Below are 19,431 nucleotides of genomic sequence, written 5' to 3'. Positions count from 1 at the left end.
ATAGATGTCGTCTATGGCAGAACAGATTAAGCAACAATTTGAACGTTACCTGACATTAATAAACCAATGGATTTGGCCAGCTGATCACAAAACTGATCGAACGTCGATGACCTTTTTTGTGTTTAAACCCTTCCCAAAAAATTTAAAAAATACCGAAATAAAAAAATGGGCCAGTTTACAATCGCAGACGCTATCACCTTTTAGTCAAGGTGATCGTTACACCTACCTGAGTAAAAAAGGCTTACACGCCTGGTTTTCGCCCCAGCCTTTATCGGGTATTCCTGAAACGGCAGCACAAACCTCATTGCCTGAAGGTCAACACACTATTGCTAGTGATACCTATATTTATCAACAACAATGGAAAGATGGCTGTTTAATCGATTGCATTGCTAACTCCGTTAACGGAGACAAAGATCAGTTAACCAATAAGCAAAATATAGTGTTATCCACTCCATGGGCGATGGAAAGAAAACTGGATAAGGAACTCAAAAAGCCAGCTTCTTGGCTAACCATTACATTGTTTTTATTTTTTTGTGGTTTATGTTGGGTCGGAGCGGGATATTTAACCATAAAGATTCAGCAATATAATGTTGAGCAACAAAATACTCTACTAGCAGATGACTTAGGCGAAAAGTTAGCCAAACAAACCCAGTTACGCGACCAACAAATGTCGCTATCAACCCTGCATACCTGGCAGCAAGAACAAGGTTTTTTTCCAGAAAGCTTTGGAATCATCGTTAATGTTTTAAACGAGCAAGGGGTATGGAAAGTCAATCAAGTTACATGGCAAAATAAAAACGTTGAACTTGAGTTTGTCTCTGCCGATGTTGATATTACCTCTTTAATCGGAAAACTAGAAAAATTAAATGCATTAGCTCAAGTTAATATTCGTCCCCATAATGCCCAAAATACTTGGGTTCTCGAGGCTAAAATCAAGTGAATTCGGTAACTCGTTTCAAACAAAGCCAAGCCTTTGCTGAGTATCAAAGTAACCCCAGACTACAATGGATGGTGGTTGCTATTGTGGGGATGCTAGCCCTGTCATTAGTAAAATATTTTATTGATGATTTATCCTTACAGCAGGCCGACGTTAAGCAACAAATCAATCTACTGGCTCGTTTGCAAAGTACAGCAAAACAACCACTAGACGAGCAACAGCTAACGGCAACCAATGAAAATTTTCAATTAGCAATAAAAAATATTCCGTCGGTCTCATCATCAAGCACTGCCGAAGCCAAAGCATTAACTGATATAGAAAAAATCATTGGCAAACTAATAAAGCGTAAACAAATTAATTTATTAGGTTCTGAAGAGCTGAAAGTGGGGCAACATCCATTTTGGACAGTACGTGTCGATATTTCTGGCCAACTGAATGAGTCCAACTTTATCGAGTTTTTAAGTTATTTTGATCAAAGTGCTAAAAATCGGCGCATTGCTTCCTTACAGTACTCCCCAAAAACATCTGACTCTATCAATTTAGTTGTCGATATGCTGTATAAAAGGGACGGAAATGAATAGACGTATACTGCTTGTTTGCATCCCTGTTGTGCTACTTATCGTACTTATTTCGATTGTAACTCATGTCCAATCAGGTCAATATAATTCGGAAGAAAAAAATACCACAGACTTGTTAAGTGACAAGCCAATCGAAATTGATTGGCAATCGGCTTTGCAAGTGTTACCTCAATATCAAAGTAAACAAAAGTCTCCCCAAGTTGTTATTGAAGATAAACCGGTGCAAATTTCTGATTCAACTATTATTGCTATTGTTGCCGATAAACCACGCTCTATTTTATTGATTACCCCCAATCAACAGACTCCGGTGCAATTAACAGAAGGTGATGGCTGGCTAGACAGCTGGATTATTCAATCAATTCTTCCAGACACTGTTATGTGGAAAAACACCAACAGCAATCAGACTTATCAGCAATCATTGTTTCGCAATTCACCAAACGATGATAAAAATTTAACTTCTTCCAAAACTGGAAAATAACTCGATATGCAATCAATTAAACATCCTATCGCGCTAGTTCCCCGCTCGTTAATCGTCATTAGTGTTATTAGCCTTCTTTCATCGTGCGCTAATTTCAGGGGACCAGCTTATCAAGCCGCCAAGCATGACAATGAGATATTTACTACTCCAATGCGCGCGCCCAAAGACATTAAAGAAAACGAATCCACCATTTTTGAAGGCAGTGAACAACAACAAAACAGTGTTCTGAAAGTGTTAAAAACGCCGACCATTACGGTGAAAGAGGCCTCGGAAAAAGCTTTAGACGCAATAGTACCAATATTACCGGATTCCATAGTAAGTCGTTTGACCTTTAACAATATGCCGGTAGGCGCTTTTATTAATGAAGTTTTCGGCAATCAACTTGGTTTGAACTTTGTGGTTGAACCCAGTGTACAGCGTACTCCGGATTTAATTACTATGCGTATCACCCAACCCGTGAGTCAGAAGGATTTATATAGCCTGGCCACCCAAACATTAAAATCTTACGGTGTGGCCACCTCACTTAAAGATAATGTATTAATGTTCAATTTTTCTGAAGCGATTGCCAGTGGTGAAACACCACTACTAATTAGTGGCAGAACATTACCTGAAGTGCCCTCCAGTAGCCGCCCTATTTTTTACATCTACCCGCTAACTGCTGTTACTACACCAATGGTGAGAGGGTGGTTAACGCCGATGTTTCCAAGTAAAGAGCTTGAAATTAAGGAAGATCCAACCCGTAATGCGTTAATTTTTGTTGGACCTCAACGTATTGTTGAACAAGCACTCGCTGCTACAGAGTTATTAGACAGACCCACCATGCAAGGTATGCATAGCCGCATCATTCGTCCCAGCTTAAGTAACGTGACTGAATTATCTGATAATTTAGAACAGGTTTTAAAAACCGAAGGTTATGCGGTCAGAAAAGGCGACGGAAATGCAGCAATCCGTTTATTACCGCTTGAATCGGTCGGCCAATTGATTGTATTTGCCAAATCAGATGAAGTATTAAATCACATTATCGAATGGGCAAAAACGCTTGAAACTAAACAACATAACAGTGTGGAAAATGGTCTGTTTAGCTATCAAGTGCAGAGCACCCCAGCCACTCATATTGTAGAAGTATTGAACAGTTTAGGGGTAGCTAATTTTAAAAGCTCCAGTCAGCCAAATGATTCTAATTCATCAAATTCCGCATCTTCCCAAACATCATCACCTACAAAGAGACAAAGTTCATACGTTAACAACGATAACGCCAACGGACGCTACGCCGTCGATGAACAACTCAATACCATTCTATTTAGTGGTAGTGGCAAAGACTGGTTACAGGTACTACCGGTGATCAAGAAATTAGATAAACCTGCGCCATCAGTCATGGTGGAAGTTATTCTGGCAGAAGTACAATTAAATGATAATGAAGCCACCGGACTTGAGTGGCTAGCCAAGTCCACACTTGGTAGGTTTGATTTATCATTAAGCACCATCGGTGGTTTAGGGCTTGGCGCGAGTGGATTAAACGTTAAAGGAACTAACCCAGTTGATTTAACAGCATCAGGAACCCGTGCAGTATTAAATGCCTTTTATGAGAATAAAAAAGCCAATATTCGTTCTCGCCCCAGAATTATGGTCAAAAGTGGTGGTGAGGCCTCTATCGACGTGGGTAATGAAATTCCGATTATCACTTCTAATAGCCAAAGCACCACCAATGAGAATGCGCCGGTAATCCAAAATGTCAGCTATCGAAAAACCGGTATATTACTAGATATAAAACCAACTGTGCATGCTTCCGGTTTTGTGGATATTGAAATTAATCAAGAGTTAAGTGAAGCTGCCGCTACGTCTTCCAGTAATATTGATTCTCCGACTATTCTGAATCGAAAATTAAGTACCACTGTAACTTTAAAAGACGGTGGCTCGGTTTTACTAGGCGGTTTAATTTCATCAACCACCAGTAAGGGGCAGCAAGGCGTTCCTTTATTAGGCAAAATTCCCTTGTTAGGTAAATTATTCAGTACCGATACCAACGCTCAGGATAGAACCGAATTGATGATAATGATTATACCCTATGTGCTTAATTCTCCTACTGAGGCAGAACAATTAACCGACGAGTTGCAACGTGCCAGAATTGACCATTTATCTGTAGACATTGTCCCACAGGAGTCCAGTATTGCGATTGACTAAACGTCATTTAACAGATGCTGTTAACGAACATAAATTTTGCTAAAGGTTAGCGATACTAAACTACTCTATTTACTAGTAATAATGAGGTTAAGAATGAAAAAAGCGATAATATTTTGTTTATTATCTGGATTATTTAGTCCGATTGTCTCAGCTAAGACTCTGCCTGCAACTGAACAAGCAAAGCCTGAAATTACCGGGTTTGACTGTGCCAAAGAAGTCGAAAGTATGATCGGGCTAATAGGACGTGGGAATGATTTCCCCCAATTTTTAGCAACAGATATTACAACCGAATTAAATCGCCAACATGCTGGTTCAACATTACTTAAAATGACCTGTATTGGTGAGCCGCAACTTAAAGCTGAAACCACGCCTGTTATTGTTGATAACCAAGAAAAACAAGCACTCAAAACATTATCACTGACCTTCCCGTTAGAAATAACGGTTAAAGGCGGCAAAAGACCGATGACGATGGAAGTAGAACAAAATTATCTGGTCGAAAATTTTGACGAACCTGAAAAGCGGAAATTAACACAAAACTTTATTGTCAAAAAGTAGCCCAAGTTCACTATCTCTTTGGGCTTATTTCGCGGCTATTTGATGGATCCGCTGGAATGACTCCCGCACCATTTGTTTTTGCTGCTGTATTAAATCTGGATAGCCAATATGAGCGGCCAAACGTTGTTTGGTCGTCTCTGCTATGCGGAAGAATGCAATACTCCCTTGTAAGTACTCTGGAGCCCATGCCTTGGTATAAGCCTCCACTTTCTTAACCTGCTTATTTACTGCCACAAAGGGATTACCGTAAGACATCGATACGATCACTCCATGCAAACTGGTGCCTATATAAATCTCGGCATGAGCAATCGCACTGGTTATCTGGTCAATGGTTTGGCATGGCAAAACATGTACAGGGAAATCAGCATTCTGTTTGATCCATTGCACCGTCATTTCGTCATCATGGCCTGCACAATTTCCAATAGATAATAGCCCTATCGCCAATCCTTGCTGACGATAAATTTTCCGTAATTGATTTAATACGACTTCTAGCTTGCCTTGACTCTTATGAAACCCAAATTGCACACAGGCGTATGGCTTATTAAGGCTACGAGGTAAAGAGGCTTTAGGATACAGATCACTTAATACCATCACAGAATCTGGTACTAGTGTTGCGTTTAGACCAAAATTATTTTTGATTACACGTTGAGCATCGCATTCACGTACACTTAAATATTGAGCATGTTTAAAGCTGCGGCTAACTTCTTCACGGTATTTTGCTTTTCGGGGAATCCCTCCCCCAACTGCATGATATATCAATTTCATTTTATCTAATAACCCTGGTGCTGAGGGCATAAATGGAAAGGACACCTGATTCCGACCAAATAACCATTTAGCAAGCTTTTCCAGCTTTTTCCCTTGATACTTTTGATAGATCGAAAAGTAAAAAGGTTTAATAAAACTCAATAATCGTGACCAATCGGCATTTAATACCTGCCCTCCCGCCACCAATAAGGTAGCGTTGGGAGGAAGTTTTTTATAGTTCAATAATACTTTGTAGCTATTTGTTGGGAGAGCCCCATATTGGGTCAGATTGGAATCGACAGTAGCTACATTATGAAATACATAATCGTCTAATTTAGCCAATTCATGTTTTGCAACTATGGGAAACAATAAATCCCCATAATTAAATCGATCTGATGCACTTAACAAATAGATATGCTTTGCAGATACATTATCTGTCATTAATTTATCTCTTTATCATTCTATATAGCCAGCTTGTATCTATACGCTAGTTAATTAGCAACGGCTTCCACCAGGACTCATTACTTAAATACCATTGTAATGTCTTAGCTATTCCGGTTTCAAAAGACTCAGACGGTTTATAGCCCAATTCTTGATTAGTCTTAGTTGCATCAATGGCATAACGGCGATCATGACCAGGACGGTCGGTAACATAGGAAATTAGGCTTTGGCTTTCCCCCGCTATTGCTTGGCTTGCCAGTGGAAAACGTTTTTGTAACAGGGGATCCGTGGCAAAGGCCTGATCCATCTTGTCACAAATCAGTTTAACAATATCGATATTGGCCCATTCATTATGTCCACCGATATTGTAGTTCTCACCTACACGTCCTTTATTAATAACCAGCTCAATCCCACGGGCATGATCTTCCACATACAACCAGTCGCGGATCTGTTGTCCATCCCCGTATATAGGCAAGGGCTTGTTACGCAACACATTAGCAATAATCAAAGGAATCAATTTTTCAGGGAAGTGGTATGGACCATAGTTATTCGAACAGTTACTGGTAGTGACATCTAATCCATAAGTATGATGATAAGCACGCACTAAATGGTCACTAGCCGCTTTGCTGGCTGAATAGGGGGAATTGGGAGCGTATGCTGTGTCTTCTCTAAAAGCGGGATCATCTGGCCCCAAAGTCCCATAAACTTCATCCGTGCTGACATGATGAAAACGATGTGATACGGATTCTCGGCCTTGTTCTTTGGGCAAATCAATCCATACCTTTTTGCTTGCTTTAAGTAGGCTATAGGTTCCCATAATATTGGTTTCAATAAACGCATCGGGACCGGTTATGGAGCGATCCACATGGGATTCAGCAGCAAAATGCACAATGGTATTAATTTGATATTCATGCAATAACTTTTCTACCAGATCGGTGTCGCATATATCACCGTGCACAAAATGGAAATTTGCCAGCGATTGTACACTTGCCAGATTATCAATATTGCCTGCATAGGTGAGTGCATCAAGTACGATAACTGAATCATCGGGATTAGATTTCAACCAATAATGAACAAAGTTTGCTCCGATAAAACCGGCACCACCAGTCACTAATAACGTTTTTTTCATATACTGTGATTATTCCTTTTATGCTGCACATAGATAACAATTGGTTCTATATGCCTTTCATTCTAATCGGTTTTAATTTGACACAACTCGTCTAATACCATCGTTAATTCACTCTGCCAATGCTTGGGTTGCAGATTAAAACTTTCTTTTAAACTACTTTTATCCAGTACACTATATGCGGGTCGTTGAGCCGGTGTCGGATAAGCGCGGGTCGGTATAGGATTAATGGGAATTAGCGTGGATAACAATCCTTTTTGGTGCGCCAATTGTTGAATTGTGTTTGCAAAATCATACCAACTGGCTACTCCGGCATCAGTAAAGTGATGGATGCCAACCACTTTCTTCTCTGCCGCTACAAGACAAGCTTTTGCCAAGGCGTTAGCCGATGTTGGTGAGCCGATTTGATCATCGATGACACCTAGCTCTGACTTTTCTCGCATGAGACGCAACATTGTTTTAACGAAATTTTGCCCTTCACTGGAATACACCCAGCTAGTTCTGATAATACAGGCGTTCGGACAATATTTTAACATTGCTATTTCACCGGCCATTTTACTCGAACCATAGACACTTTTAGGCCCATAGTCATCGTCAGTCAGATAGGGGCTGCCTTTATTACCCGCAAAAACATAATCGGTAGAAACGTGAACAAAATGGATAGCCCTTTTAGCACAATACCGGGCTAAATTCGCTACGGCAGTTTCATTTAACAAGTAGGCTTGTTCAGCATCCGTTTCAGCCCTATCCACCGCGGTATATGCAGAGGCATTAATAATTGCCACAGGACGAAAATGTTTGAGTGTTAATTCGATATTATCAATAGTAGTAATATCAATATCATGCCGACCTAGAAAGAGGATTTCCCTATCTGCTGCGATTTTTCTGATAGCTAGAGCTAATTGGCCACTTTTTCCAATTACAATAATCATGATTTAAGTAACACTTTATTTAAATGTCGGTGCATGCTGAAACAACACACCATGACGGTCTTTATCTGAAAGTGAGGGTTCACTATTATTAATTAATGGCCATTGTATAGCTAAATCATTATCGCTATATAACATGCTTACTTCTGATTCTGGATGATAGTAATCAGTGCACTTGTAAACAAATTCGGCCGTTTCACTGGTTACATAAAAACCATGAGCAAAACCGGCCGGCACCCACAATTGACGATGATTTTGTGCCGATAAGTACACGCCAAACCAGTGACCAAAAGTACTCGAATGTTGACGCATATCCACAGCAACATCAAACACCTCACCTTCTATCACACGCACCAATTTACCTTGGGTTTGCTGTAACTGATAATGCAACCCTCTTAAAATTCCTTGCTTTGATTTACTATGATTATCTTGTACAAAAGTGACATCGGCACAATGCTGACGGAACCAGTCATCACGAAACGTTTCCTGAAAAAAACCTCTTTCATCACCAAATAGTTTCGGCTCAATAATTTTAACATCGGCTATTGGAGTATCAATAACTTGCATTTACTTCACTCTATCTTGCAGCAGTTTCATTAAATATTTTCCATAACCGCTTTTAATTAATGGGGTGGCCAATTGTTCTAACTGGTTTGCATTGATATAACCTTTTCGAAACGCAATTTCTTCGGGGCAACATATTTTTAGGCCTTGGCGCTTTTCTATCGCAGCAATAAAATTGGAAGCATCAAGCAAACTATCAATGGTGCCAGTGTCTAGCCACGCTGATCCCCTTCCCATCAACTCAACATGCAATTTATCTTGCTCTAGGTACATGCTATTGAGGTCGGTAATTTCCAATTCGCCACGAGCGGATGGCTTAACTTGTTTCGCCATTTCAACAACATGATTATCATAAAAATATAATCCTGTTACTGCATAATTTGACTTTGGCTGAAGCGGCTTTTCTTCAATTGACAAGGCTTTCCAATTTTGATCAAAGTCAACGACACCATATCGCTCCGGGTCGTTAACATGGTAACCAAAAACAGTTGCACCATGGGTTTGTTTAGCAGCGTTAACTAAAGACACTTGCAAATCATGGCCGTAATAAATGTTATCGCCTAACACTAATGTACAGGCATCGTCGCCAATAAATTGTTCACCCAAAATAAAAGCCTGGGCTAGGCCATCTGGAGAGGGCTGTGCGACATAGCTAAACTCAACTCCCCAACTTTCTCCCGTGCCTAGTAGTTCCTTGAATCGTGGTAACTCAAGCGGAGTGGAAATGATTAATATTTCGCGGATCCCGGACAACATTAATGTAGAAATAGGATAGTAAATCATTGGTTTGTCATAGATGGGCATGAGTTGTTTACTCACGACAGATGTAAGTGGGTGTAATCGTGTTCCTGAGCCACCCGCCAAAACAATACCTTTTCTACTCATATTAATGATATTTCCTATTACTCTTCAAAAGTGCTATTTAAGCTCTTCGATTGTCGCCAAAATTATTTTACCAATACCAAAAACCATACTGATAAGCACAAAAAACAGCATGCAATTATACCCTACCCGAGGATATTTGGCTTCTTCTGGTAATGTCGGTGCTTCCACAACGACTAAATATTTCAATTGTCGGTAAGCTTCAATCCTCGACTTTTCGAGAGAAACCTGAGATGAGGCATAAGCTTCAATCGCAAACTCGAGATTCATTTTGTACTCGCCAAATTTGGCAATAATTTCGTTAACCCCCAAACCTTGTCCCTTATTTTCAATATCTGAACTTTTGGATAAGCGGGTTAACCTTTGACGTTCATGTTCCAGTTGTTCCTGTAAACTTTGTAACTGTTCTTTAGTCTGCATTACCATTGGAGCAGTTTCACTCATACTACTGCGTAAAGTCCTTAGCTCCGATTTCTTGGCCGCAATTTGACTCTCTATACCATACGCGATTTGCTGTAGGGCCATGCCTTCAGCCTCTGGATCCAATAAATTGTATTGCTGCTGAAAGCTTAACAAGGCACTCTTGGCTTGCTGCAACTTATTCATAACCAGATCGTGTTCATGTTGGGCAAACGCTAACTGAGCTTTAGCTAAATCATGCCCAATTTTATTAATATATTGTTCAGCATGTTCAGTGATGGCAATAGTTAACTGCTGGGCAAACTCGGGCTCAAACCCCTGCGCCTTAACCGTAAAAACGGAGGATTGGTCATCTATCTCAACGAGTACGTGTTTTTGAAAATATTCCAGCTTTTTTTCTAGACTCGCAGATGATGATAAACGACTAAAGATATCGTGGTCTTTACTGGCATAATGCTGACTCAATTCAAGTTTTTGTTCGAGGAACTCAAGCATATCATTTGAATAAATGAAGGCCTGTAACAATTGCGTATCAGAACCGCTACTCATTCCCCCAGCAAAGCCGGACAACAGAGCTAATTTAGGCTCCAAGGTCGTCATACCATTGGGTTGCTGGATTATCATTTGTGCATGACTTTCATATCGAGAGCTAGCCCAAATAATCTGATATAGAGCAAATAATAAGAAAGGAATAATAACGCATGCAATAAAGGGTCTCATTAACCATCGTCGCCAGTATTGCCATTGTTTAACCGAAAATTGAGGTTCTGGAATTTGGCTGGTGTTATTCGATTCCATAGAACGTGTAGACTTTATAACCGGCTCATTCTCAGATGACGATGATTGCATCAATTCCGGTTTTTTAGCTCTGAGTTGCCGATTAAGCAATGTTATACGCTGATTAATAGCATCACTTGGTTTGAGGTTTCTCACTCGTTGCAGCAATCGAATTGCCAAAGGTAAATTACTCTCTTTGATATCCTCAATTTTAGTCAATAGAAATTCAGCATCCATCCATTGACCTTTTTCAAGACTAGCCTTAAATTCGGCCAATTCATTTTCTAAACTATGCTGTGATGATTGAGTCATATTTATAACGCCTCATATTTTTTTATACCTTCATTAAGGTCGTTGTAAAATGTTAATTGGCCTTGATCAATAACAATGGCGCTGTCACAAAATTGACGCAATTCATTCATTTGATGACTAATCATTATTACGCTTGCTTCTTTGCTTTTATCTAGCAGTGCTTTTTTAGCTTTTCTTTTAAAATTAGCATCACCAACAGCGGTTACTTCATCAATTAAATACACATCAAAATCTATGCTTAATGAACAAGCAAAAGCCAATCGAGAACGCATTCCACTCGAATAATTGGCGACTGGTAATTCATATTTTTTGCCTAATTCGGCAAATTCAACGACTCTTCTTTCATATTCAGCTAAATCCGCGACACCATTTACGCGCCCTATAAAACGGGTGTTTTCACGGCCGGTCATTTGAGCGTGAATACCGGTACTCAATGCAACAGGCCAGGAAATACTTTTATCCGTGATAATTCGTCCTTTATTCGGATATTCACTTCCCGCAATCAAGCGAAATAAAGTAGATTTACCGGCGCCATTTGCGCCTAAAATAGCAATATTGTGTTCAGGTGGAATTTCAAAGTTAAGATCTTTGAAAATATACAAATTATCCACCTGAGAGCGATAACACTTCGTCACATTATCCAATAATATCATCGGCTAATGGCCTGCTTCCAAGATATTTGATACACCATCAAAGACAGAAACAATGTAGTCAGTACAGTAACCATTAAATAACCGATGCTTACGCCAGCATCACCATATTCTGGGTAAGCTGCGAAACGGGCTAGCTCAATAGCGTGTAATATTGGATTCCAATTAAGTACGTGCCAATAATCGGGTGGAAAATCCTGTAATGAAAAAAACACCCCTGAGATAAAAAACAAGGGTCTGGTAATCAAGGATTGTACTTTTTGAACTTCCGGCACAAAAAGAATAGCCAAGCCAAATATCATCCCCATGCCTAAGGCAAAAAGCCAAATAGACAAAACATACACCATTATTTTTAGGGGATCTGATGCTTTTAATTCAATGTCCAGAAAATACATGGCTAACATTAGCCCTAATACCACAAACACTTTAACTAACACTTCAAAAAAACACGCTGCAATCACTGCACTAATCGGCTGTACTTGCCTAAAAGCAAATAATGCCTTATTTTTTTTTATCGCACTGGAGCCTGCATTAAAGGTTTGTAAAAACACTTGAATGATTATGAGTCCATAGGACATAAACACAAAGGTAGGAATGCCGTGTGTTTCACCGCCATCAAGTCGGCCTCTGGCAAAAGAAAGTAATAAAATAAAAATAACTGGATTCAGTACTGCCCAACTTATACCGAACTTATCATTAAATCCGATACGGATTTCCCGGGCAAATAGAGCAAAGATTACATCGCACCAAATTTTCCATTTACTTCTTTTTTGAACCGTTGCCATAGAAGATTATCTTTACCAATCAATTCATAGCAACATTAGCTGCTACAGCTATCTGGTAAATAATTTGAGTAATATCTTTAACCGCTTGTAGCAACTTGGTATCCACTTTAGGTAATACTAAAATTTGATCGCCAGGCTTAATTTGATAACTATCGTCATTACTAAACCAATGGCCCCCCTCTCCTGAATCAACAAAAGACGTCAAACCATTAGCATGCACAATAGCAATTCTGTCACTGTTTGCTCTTTCACTGTACCCACCTGACCATGCAACATAATCAGAAATAGTTGCGCCAGTATTGTAGACAATCGCCTGAGGAAGCATCACCTCTCCAGAAACTTGAATTAAATCGGTTTTTAATGGAATGACAATTTCGTCACCTTGCTCCAATCTAACATTCGCAATATGTCCATCGGCCGATAAAACGACTTTTCCAAGAGGTTTTACACTGCGGGCTCTTTCTACAAACTTCATCACCAACTGAGCTTCCTGAGCTCGAATTCTTGACTCACCATCAGATGCCGCAGGGGCTGTGAATACACTTCGTTCTAAACGTTGTAGTGACAATTCCAAAAGCTGCTTCTGTTGTTCAATAACACTTTTTCTTTTGATGTAAATGGAAGATATATCAGCTAATTCCGGGTCTATCTCAATGTGATTCAACAGGTCATTTAAGCGAACATCTTTATTTACTGTGTAAAAAGAAGGACCAACATAACTTCCAGAAATCTGTACACTAATTACTTGAGGTCTTAAGTCGTCATTAAAAAGTACAACGTCGCCATCAGCGACAGGAAATTCCAGGAACTCATTTAATGGCACATAGACAGAAATAGGCCCATTGAGTCTATTACCATTGATAGCAACATGGCTGGTTTTAGATAACGGCCGAGCATAGTAGACAAGATCATTTCCTGTTGAATGATTTTTAGTTAATTCAAATTGAAATGGATATCGAGCTGCACCTTCAACCGTCACCACAGGCCCTTGCTCAGCGACTAAAATCACATCGTCATCTTTAAATGCAAACGGAGCCAGTTTACCTTCACGCAAAAAGTCATAAAGATCGTAAGTCATCACGGTTTGATTATTACGTATAACCTGAACTTTTCTATAGCTGCCGGTTTCTGGATCTATTCCTCCGGCCCGTTTTAAATAGTAAAGAACAGATTCAGCAGACAGACCGGCATATTGACCGGGTCTAACAACTGGGCCTGAAACATATACACTAATAGGAGTTGCCGTTAATAAATTAACGTAAATATTGACGTTATTAGTATAAACGGACCGTATTTTTTCAGTAACGACGGTATTGATTGCTTTGGCAGGAACATCCATTACCTGCACTGGGCCAATCTGCGGTAGAAAAATATTGCCTTGATTATCGACAATGAAAACATCAGCCATTTCTACAGTGCCCCATAGCTGAACTGATATTTTATCTCCTGGCGCGATTAGATACTCAGGATTCAACCCATCGGTGCGGCTTGAGTCAATTCCGCTATCAAATAAGTTGGAGCCAAAAGGCAATGGGCTATAAGAGTTATCTGTTTTTCTATGCGGTGGAGTACTATTATCTTCTCCGATATGACCATTTTCGGTTTGCATATACTTTGATAAATCAACTCGTTGACTTTGACCAGCTTGTTTGGCTTGTTCAATTTGTTCCGCGGATAAATTTGTTTGAGAAAGCGCTGTAGGAATATAACTAACCAAACAAATAATATGAAAAATTATCAGAAAAAACCTACAGGTCGGTCGTTGCATCATCATTTGTTCACCAATTCATAGAACTCTTCATGCGGCACCACAATTGGTTTTACCAAATACCACTGTTTTTCTTTATTATTTTTACATACCGTTTTATTTTGGATTGAACCACTTTCATCTGCCATCCAATTAAGCTGTCGACAAATTGCTCCACTAGCAGAAAAATATTTTTTCCCTAATAGCACATGACTATTATCAATCACCATGCTTGTACCAATGTCGGCATTATCAAGTTGCACCCAATTAACACTAGGTAAGGTTTTATAGGCTGAAACACCTTGAGCCTTATCTAACACATTATTTTGAGTAGTTTGTGTATGCACATTTCCGGCACAGCCGGACAATATCAAACAAAGTAGAGAAAAAACGGTGAGATATTTCATACAGGTATTTGAAAATTATAGTTATAGAACATTTTATCCATTAGAAATATGTTTTATTTATCAATGATGAGTCAGAAGTATACATCAGCAATGAAGATATAAAAACTGCGCGCCAATAGGTCGTTTATGTAAGATTATTAGATAACTAAGTGAATGTTAATTAATTAAAACTTCGCTTAATCAAGCGTAATTGACGCAATATCATCCATATATTTTGGATAATGTAGCTATAAATAAACATACCTACAATAAACAACCAGCACATCACATACTCTGGAATCTGTGCTATTTCGCCAATAATACCAATGCAGGCATAACCACAGCCAATGAGCAATATCGCTATCAAAGTGGCTTTTGAAGACAATCCTGCCCGCATGAAAATATAGTGCAAATGCTGTTTATCTGGTCGTAATACAGATTCTCCCTTTTTGGCACGACGATACATTATGGCTGCCATATCCATCAGGGGAAGCCCAACTAACCAAACAGCGGTAATAGGACGCATCGATTCGTGTTGTCCCTGTGTATATTCTACAAGTAACCATACAATGGTAAGGCCAATAAACATGCTACCCGAGTCGCCCATAAAGATTTTATTACCTTTAAAACCTTTAATACTCAGGTTAAACGCAAGGAAAGGAACTAAGGCCGCAATGACTAGCATAGGCCCCATTATTTCAGCTTCATTATTGGACAATAATAATAAGACAACGACACCTAACAGAACAATTAGACTCATGCCCCCCGCTAATCCATCTATACCATCCATCATATTGAAGGCATTGATGACACCAACGACACACACTAATGTAAAGAAATACCCGAAAACTCCTAAATGAATATCCCCAAAACCAATTATATTACCTAAAGAGGTAACATAGTTTTGTGCACTCCAAGCCATAATTGCCGCGACACCAAACTGACAAATAAGCCTTCCTTTGGGGCTTAACTCAAAACGATCATCCAGCATACCTAATAAAACAATGAAAGATGCTGCGGTGAAAAACATTGGGTCGTTACGTAACCAGACATCTGTCGCGAAACTAGACACTAGAATTGAAAAGAACATTGCCAGCCCACCTGTAAGTGGAATAATGCCTTTGTGATTTTTTCGAATTCCTGGTTGATCCACTAGTCCCCATTGATGTGCGACCGGATTCATCACGACGATCAACAAAACAGCTACAAAGAAAGCCATAAAAAGGGGGGTAAACTCAAGGTAAGCAAACATCTTAACTATAATTCCTTATTGAATATAAAATCCGTTTAAATCTATGTCGCCTAACCAATCGATTTAATACAAAACTTGTCGGTAAATATTTAAAATTCATTCTATCTTCTGTTGTAAGTTATGTATCTGATTAGCGACATTTTCCTGCCTAAATAAAACCATGCAGTTCACGTGTTCCATGTGTTTGCACAAGAAATATGATTTGTATTTATGGGTGGCGATGTTAACAAAGATATATCACGCTTTACCAGTCTATTCGTGTTAGTAAATTGATCTAATTTGTTATTGTTTTTTCACAGTTTAAATCACTTCAGATAAAATTAAGTCATTTAAAGAATAGCAATATATTGTTATTTACACTTTTATTTCAGTGAACATTAATGGGTAGCTGAAAATACCTGCCCAGATTTCGATAATATTTAATGCTGGACTTAGCCATTTGACGTATATAACCGTTATCACATCCCTCATTTCTTGCTTTTCATTGTTAGCAACGGTATAACCGCTCGGTTTAGTTTTATAACTAATTTGAACAAATTAATTATTATTATAATAAGTCATTCAAATGAATTAGGGGTAAGAAATGTCAGAGACCACTGAAGATCTCTACGCAGGTTCGCAAGAACGTAATTTGATGGGACATCCCATCGGACTCGCAATCTGCTTTTTAACCGAAATGTGGGAGCGTTTTTCTTATTACGGAATGCGTACCATTTTGGTGTTATATCTCGTTAAATACCATTTATACAGCGCTGGTGAAGCCAGTATGATTTATGGCGCCTACGCTGGGTTAGTTTATATGATGCCAATTATTGGTGGATATATGGCTGATCGCTATTTAGGCAGCCGAAAAGCCGTTACCTATGGAGCGATTTTATTAGTCGCAGGGCACGGGTTGATGGGATTCCATGGCCCGGCATCCTTTATGGACGGCGATACCGTTGTCAGAAATGATCTGTATATCAATATCTTCTTTTTGGCTTTAGCCCTGATTATCACTGGAGTCGGTTTTCTTAAAGCCAATATTTCCACGATTGTCGGTGCGTTATACGGAAAGAATGATCCTCGCCGTGATGGTGGTTTCTCAATCTTTTATATGGGTATCAATCTAGGTTCATTATTCTCTACCGCATTAGTGGGCTATGTAGGTGAAACCTATGGCTGGAACTACGGTTTTGGTCTTGCCGGTATAGGGATGCTGTTTGGATTATTAGTATTTTTGTGGGGCCAACGTTATTTAGATGGCCGTGCAGAACCGACTAATCCTGCCATTTTAAAAGAAAAATCCCCTATTGGTTTAAATAAAGAATATACCATTTACCTGTTCGGTTTAGTTCTGGTCGCGGTGAGCTGGGTACTGATGCAATATCAAACCTTCGTTGGGTCGCTGTTGGGCGTTTCCGGCTTTGTGATGATTGGTATTATTTTGGTTTACGCCTTTACCCAATGCGATACGATTGAACGTAATCGTATTATGGTCGCGTGCTTTTTGATTGCGATCCAATCAGTGTTTTGGGCGTTGTTTGAGCAACAAGCAGCCAGTTTAACACTCTTAGCTGACCAACAATTTGATCTCAATGTATTGGGTATGAATGTACTTGCTTCCCAGGTGCAACTGTTAAATGCCTTATTTATCGTAATGTTGGCGCCGGTGATGGCTTGGTTATGGGTGGCATTAGCTAAAAAACGTATTGAACCCTCTACGCCCGGTAAATTCGGTTTGGCCATGTTACTAATAGGGTTGGGCTATATGGTGTTTGCCTGGGGAATGGGACTGGATGACAGCACCAACAAGAGCTTCATGTGGCTGGTGTTTATTTATTTATCTTTAACCGTCGCGGAATTATGTTTAAGCCCGGTGGGTTTATCCATGGTGACTAAACTTAGTGTCACTAAAATTGTCGGCATGATGATGGGAACCTGGTTCCTGTTTACCGCTTTAGGCAATTATGTCGCGGGATGGATCAGTTCACTTACCGGCAGTAGTGCTCATGGTGCAGACAGTGGCCAATTAGACATTGGCGCAACTATCAGCGTTTATAATGACATTGGTTTAATCAGTATCGGTGTCGGTGTATTTATCTTAGTCATGACACCTCTACTGAAAAAAGGTATGCACGGCGTACATTAAATACTAGGGTCTTCATTCGAAAAGCCGGATAATTATCCGGCTTTTTTATATCTATCCATTTAATCTAAAGGCTTGTTCATGCGACTTATTTTTTCCAGTAAACACATTCCACAATTAGCGGCACTCCCCTTAGTTGAGCGAATCGATAAACTCAGCCAAGCCAGTAAACAGCTAACTTTACCCGAAAAACTGTTATTAAATATTTTAAAATTAGTGATTTTAGTACCGGTGTTTTTCTTATTATTGCGAGTCGGACAAGACTGGTCGGTGATGCTGTGGATGCTATTACTGTTATTGTGTTTTCCATTACTGATCAAGCCATTACAATATGGTTTAAGTGAAAAATACCTGTCAGATGTGTTGCAATCTGAACGCGAATCAAAGGAGTAAGTTGAACATGAATATTTTAGTTACTGGCGGAGCTGGTTATATTGGTAGTCACACCGTATTACAGCTGCTGCAAGCCAGTTATCAGGTTATTGTGCTAGATAATCTATGTAATGCCAGTCAGGAATCATTGCGTCGCGTCGAAAGTATTACCGGTAAGAAAGTCACATTTATACAAGGCGATATATGCGATAAAAACGCACTTCACTCGTTATTCCAGCAGTTTTCTATCGATTCGGTTATTCATTTTGCGGGCTTAAAGGCGGTAGGTGAATCGGTACAACATCCTCTACAATACTATCGCAATAATGTGATGGGATCGGTGACCTTATTTGAAGTAATGGCTGAATATGGCGTTAAGAACCTGGTGTTTAGCTCTTCCGCTACCGTCTATGGCGATCCCGTTAGCTTGCCATTGAATGAATCAATGCCCGAAGGTAAACCGACCAATCCTTATGGGCAATCCAAATTGATGATAGAAAATATCCTCAAGGATATATACATTGCCGATAACGGCTGGAATATTGCTTTATTGCGTTATTTTAACCCTGTGGGAGCCCATGAGTCAGGCCTGATTGGTGAAGATCCCAATGGCATTCCTAATAATTTAATGCCTTTTATCGCCCAGGTGGCAGTTGGTAAACGTGAATTATTATCGGTGTTTGGTGATGATTACGATACTCCGGATGGAACAGGCGTACGAGATTATATTCATGTAGAAGATTTGGCTAACGGCCATCTTAAAGCGATTGAGAAACTCCAACAGAATGTCGGTCTGGTTACCTATAATCTTGGCACTGGAGTAGGCTATTCGGTGCTGGATATGGTCACCGCCTTCGAACAAGCGAGTAACAAACCGGTTCCCTATCAAATTTGTCCGCGCCGCGACGGGGATGTCGCTGCCTGTTATGCCGATCCCAATCTGGCCAAAACAGCATTAGGCTGGCAGGCCCATAAAGGCATCAATGAAATGTGTGAAGATACCTGGCGCTGGCAGTCAAAAAATCCGAATGGATATAAGTAAAGCGACAAGTGTTGGGCTTCGAGCGACGAGCTAAAGAAAACGCACTGGATCCCCGCTAACAACATGCGGGGATGACATAACTAAAACAAACCGTTCGCCCTGCCCCTTCGACAAGACTAAGGGTGTACGGAAATAAACTCATATA

Annotated in this window: 19 protein-coding genes; 8 read left to right on the top strand and 11 right to left on the bottom strand. The window is 39.8% G+C overall.

Annotated elements, in window-relative coordinates:
* The first annotated feature begins 13 nt into the window (after positions 1–13).
* The 5 genes from ACTD55_RS14180 to ACTD55_RS14160 all read left to right on the top strand — a co-directional run bounded on the left by ACTD55_RS14180 (position 14) and on the right by ACTD55_RS14160 (position 4,729).
* Entirely contained in the window at positions 14–940 is a 927-nt protein-coding gene (locus ACTD55_RS14180) for a hypothetical protein (protein WP_438864990.1), read from the top strand.
* Complete coding sequence (locus ACTD55_RS14175) at positions 937–1,518, top strand: hypothetical protein (RefSeq protein WP_438864989.1); 582 nt, start codon at positions 937–939, stop codon at positions 1,516–1,518. Before ACTD55_RS14180 ends, ACTD55_RS14175 begins: the two co-directional genes overlap by 4 nt.
* Positions 1,511–1,993: a hypothetical protein gene (locus ACTD55_RS14170; protein ID WP_438864988.1), complete on the top strand. Its 483-nt coding sequence runs from the start codon at positions 1,511–1,513 to the stop codon at positions 1,991–1,993. Before ACTD55_RS14175 ends, ACTD55_RS14170 begins: the two co-directional genes overlap by 8 nt.
* 6 nt (positions 1,994–1,999) lie before the next feature.
* Positions 2,000–4,174: a type II secretion system protein GspD gene (locus tag ACTD55_RS14165; protein ID WP_438864987.1), complete on the top strand. Its 2,175-nt coding sequence runs from the start codon at positions 2,000–2,002 to the stop codon at positions 4,172–4,174.
* Positions 4,175–4,267: 93 nt separating this feature from the next.
* Complete coding sequence (locus tag ACTD55_RS14160) at positions 4,268–4,729, top strand: hypothetical protein (protein ID WP_438864986.1); 462 nt, start codon at positions 4,268–4,270, stop codon at positions 4,727–4,729.
* A gap of 24 nt (positions 4,730–4,753) precedes the next feature.
* Here ACTD55_RS14160 and ACTD55_RS14155 read toward each other — a convergent pair whose 3' ends face one another.
* The 11 genes from ACTD55_RS14155 to wecA all read right to left on the bottom strand — a co-directional run bounded on the left by ACTD55_RS14155 (position 4,754) and on the right by wecA (position 15,744).
* Positions 4,754–5,914: a polysaccharide pyruvyl transferase family protein gene (locus ACTD55_RS14155; RefSeq protein ID WP_438864985.1), complete on the bottom strand. Its 1,161-nt coding sequence runs from the start codon at positions 5,912–5,914 to the stop codon at positions 4,754–4,756.
* A 46-nt stretch (positions 5,915–5,960) separates the two neighbouring features.
* Positions 5,961–7,043 carry a dTDP-glucose 4,6-dehydratase gene (gene rfbB / locus ACTD55_RS14150; RefSeq protein WP_438864984.1) on the bottom strand — a complete coding sequence of 361 codons (1,083 nt, stop codon included), beginning with the start codon at positions 7,041–7,043 and terminating at the stop codon, positions 5,961–5,963.
* A 62-nt stretch (positions 7,044–7,105) separates the two neighbouring features.
* Complete coding sequence (gene rfbD / locus ACTD55_RS14145) at positions 7,106–7,972, bottom strand: dTDP-4-dehydrorhamnose reductase (RefSeq protein ID WP_438864983.1); 867 nt, start codon at positions 7,970–7,972, stop codon at positions 7,106–7,108.
* A 15-nt stretch (positions 7,973–7,987) separates the two neighbouring features.
* Positions 7,988–8,536, bottom strand: coding sequence for a dTDP-4-dehydrorhamnose 3,5-epimerase (gene rfbC / locus ACTD55_RS14140; protein WP_438864982.1), 549 nt, complete (start codon positions 8,534–8,536; stop codon positions 7,988–7,990).
* Positions 8,537–9,418 carry a glucose-1-phosphate thymidylyltransferase RfbA gene (gene rfbA, locus ACTD55_RS14135; RefSeq protein ID WP_438864981.1) on the bottom strand — a complete coding sequence of 294 codons (882 nt, stop codon included), beginning with the start codon at positions 9,416–9,418 and terminating at the stop codon, positions 8,537–8,539.
* A gap of 33 nt (positions 9,419–9,451) precedes the next feature.
* Positions 9,452–10,924 (bottom strand): lipopolysaccharide biosynthesis protein, encoded by a 1,473-nt coding sequence (locus ACTD55_RS14130; RefSeq protein ID WP_438864980.1) that lies wholly within the window; start codon positions 10,922–10,924, stop codon positions 9,452–9,454.
* 2 nt (positions 10,925–10,926) lie between these two features.
* On the bottom strand, positions 10,927–11,577 hold the full coding sequence (locus tag ACTD55_RS14125) for an ABC transporter ATP-binding protein (RefSeq protein ID WP_438864979.1): 651 nt from the start codon (positions 11,575–11,577) through the stop codon (positions 10,927–10,929).
* On the bottom strand, positions 11,574–12,359 hold the full coding sequence (locus tag ACTD55_RS14120) for an ABC transporter permease (protein ID WP_438864978.1): 786 nt from the start codon (positions 12,357–12,359) through the stop codon (positions 11,574–11,576). Before ACTD55_RS14120 ends, ACTD55_RS14125 begins: the two co-directional genes overlap by 4 nt.
* Positions 12,360–12,378: 19 nt before the next feature.
* Positions 12,379–14,133: a polysaccharide biosynthesis/export family protein gene (locus ACTD55_RS14115; protein ID WP_438864977.1), complete on the bottom strand. Its 1,755-nt coding sequence runs from the start codon at positions 14,131–14,133 to the stop codon at positions 12,379–12,381.
* Positions 14,130–14,513, bottom strand: coding sequence for a hypothetical protein (locus ACTD55_RS14110; protein WP_438864976.1), 384 nt, complete (start codon positions 14,511–14,513; stop codon positions 14,130–14,132). The genes ACTD55_RS14115 and ACTD55_RS14110 overlap by 4 nt, the downstream gene beginning before the upstream one ends.
* A gap of 160 nt (positions 14,514–14,673) precedes the next feature.
* Positions 14,674–15,744 carry a UDP-N-acetylglucosamine--undecaprenyl-phosphate N-acetylglucosaminephosphotransferase gene (gene wecA / locus ACTD55_RS14105; RefSeq protein ID WP_438864975.1) on the bottom strand — a complete coding sequence of 357 codons (1,071 nt, stop codon included), beginning with the start codon at positions 15,742–15,744 and terminating at the stop codon, positions 14,674–14,676.
* A 583-nt stretch (positions 15,745–16,327) separates the two neighbouring features.
* Between wecA and ACTD55_RS14100 the strand changes: the two genes are divergently transcribed.
* The 3 genes from ACTD55_RS14100 to galE all read left to right on the top strand — a co-directional run bounded on the left by ACTD55_RS14100 (position 16,328) and on the right by galE (position 19,286).
* The gene (locus ACTD55_RS14100; RefSeq protein WP_438864974.1) at positions 16,328–17,875 is read left to right on the top strand and encodes a peptide MFS transporter; all 1,548 of its coding nucleotides are present in this window, start codon (positions 16,328–16,330) and stop codon (positions 17,873–17,875) included.
* Positions 17,876–17,953: 78 nt separating this feature from the next.
* Positions 17,954–18,265 carry a DUF6170 family protein gene (locus ACTD55_RS14095; protein ID WP_438864973.1) on the top strand — a complete coding sequence of 104 codons (312 nt, stop codon included), beginning with the start codon at positions 17,954–17,956 and terminating at the stop codon, positions 18,263–18,265.
* A 7-nt stretch (positions 18,266–18,272) separates the two neighbouring features.
* Positions 18,273–19,286: a UDP-glucose 4-epimerase GalE gene (galE, locus tag ACTD55_RS14090; protein ID WP_438864972.1), complete on the top strand. Its 1,014-nt coding sequence runs from the start codon at positions 18,273–18,275 to the stop codon at positions 19,284–19,286.
* The last annotated feature ends 145 nt before the right edge of the window (positions 19,287–19,431 follow it).

Origin of the sequence: Neptunicella sp., assembly GCF_048268085.1 — a bacterium.
Lineage (GTDB): Bacteria > Pseudomonadota > Gammaproteobacteria > Enterobacterales > Alteromonadaceae > Neptunicella.
Note: the sequence above shows the minus strand (reverse complement) of the source record. Positions and strands in the feature narration are given on the sequence as shown.

Bases quoted from the DNA above. Each gene is read 5' to 3' on its own strand.
- ACTD55_RS14100 (WP_438864974.1), top strand. From the start codon at position 16,328: ATGTCAGAGACCACTGAAGATCTCTACGCAGGTTCGCAAGAACGTAAT.
- ACTD55_RS14095 (WP_438864973.1), top strand. From the start codon at position 17,954: ATGCGACTTATTTTTTCCAGTAAACACATTCCACAATTAGCGGCACTC.
- rfbD (WP_438864983.1), bottom strand. From the start codon at position 7,972: ATGATTATTGTAATTGGAAAAAGTGGCCAATTAGCTCTAGCTATCAGA.
- rfbB (WP_438864984.1), bottom strand. From the start codon at position 7,043: ATGAAAAAAACGTTATTAGTGACTGGTGGTGCCGGTTTTATCGGAGCA.
- ACTD55_RS14165 (WP_438864987.1), top strand. From the start codon at position 2,000: ATGCAATCAATTAAACATCCTATCGCGCTAGTTCCCCGCTCGTTAATC.
- rfbC (WP_438864982.1), bottom strand. From the start codon at position 8,536: ATGCAAGTTATTGATACTCCAATAGCCGATGTTAAAATTATTGAGCCG.
- wecA (WP_438864975.1), bottom strand. From the start codon at position 15,744: ATGTTTGCTTACCTTGAGTTTACCCCCCTTTTTATGGCTTTCTTTGTA.
- ACTD55_RS14130 (WP_438864980.1), bottom strand. From the start codon at position 10,924: ATGACTCAATCATCACAGCATAGTTTAGAAAATGAATTGGCCGAATTT.
- ACTD55_RS14155 (WP_438864985.1), bottom strand. From the start codon at position 5,914: ATGACAGATAATGTATCTGCAAAGCATATCTATTTGTTAAGTGCATCA.
- ACTD55_RS14170 (WP_438864988.1), top strand. From the start codon at position 1,511: ATGAATAGACGTATACTGCTTGTTTGCATCCCTGTTGTGCTACTTATC.
- ACTD55_RS14160 (WP_438864986.1), top strand. From the start codon at position 4,268: ATGAAAAAAGCGATAATATTTTGTTTATTATCTGGATTATTTAGTCCG.
- rfbA (WP_438864981.1), bottom strand. From the start codon at position 9,418: ATGAGTAGAAAAGGTATTGTTTTGGCGGGTGGCTCAGGAACACGATTA.
- ACTD55_RS14120 (WP_438864978.1), bottom strand. From the start codon at position 12,359: ATGGCAACGGTTCAAAAAAGAAGTAAATGGAAAATTTGGTGCGATGTA.
- ACTD55_RS14125 (WP_438864979.1), bottom strand. From the start codon at position 11,577: ATGATATTATTGGATAATGTGACGAAGTGTTATCGCTCTCAGGTGGAT.
- ACTD55_RS14180 (WP_438864990.1), top strand. From the start codon at position 14: ATGGCAGAACAGATTAAGCAACAATTTGAACGTTACCTGACATTAATA.
- galE (WP_438864972.1), top strand. From the start codon at position 18,273: ATGAATATTTTAGTTACTGGCGGAGCTGGTTATATTGGTAGTCACACC.
- ACTD55_RS14115 (WP_438864977.1), bottom strand. From the start codon at position 14,133: ATGATGATGCAACGACCGACCTGTAGGTTTTTTCTGATAATTTTTCAT.
- ACTD55_RS14110 (WP_438864976.1), bottom strand. From the start codon at position 14,513: ATGAAATATCTCACCGTTTTTTCTCTACTTTGTTTGATATTGTCCGGC.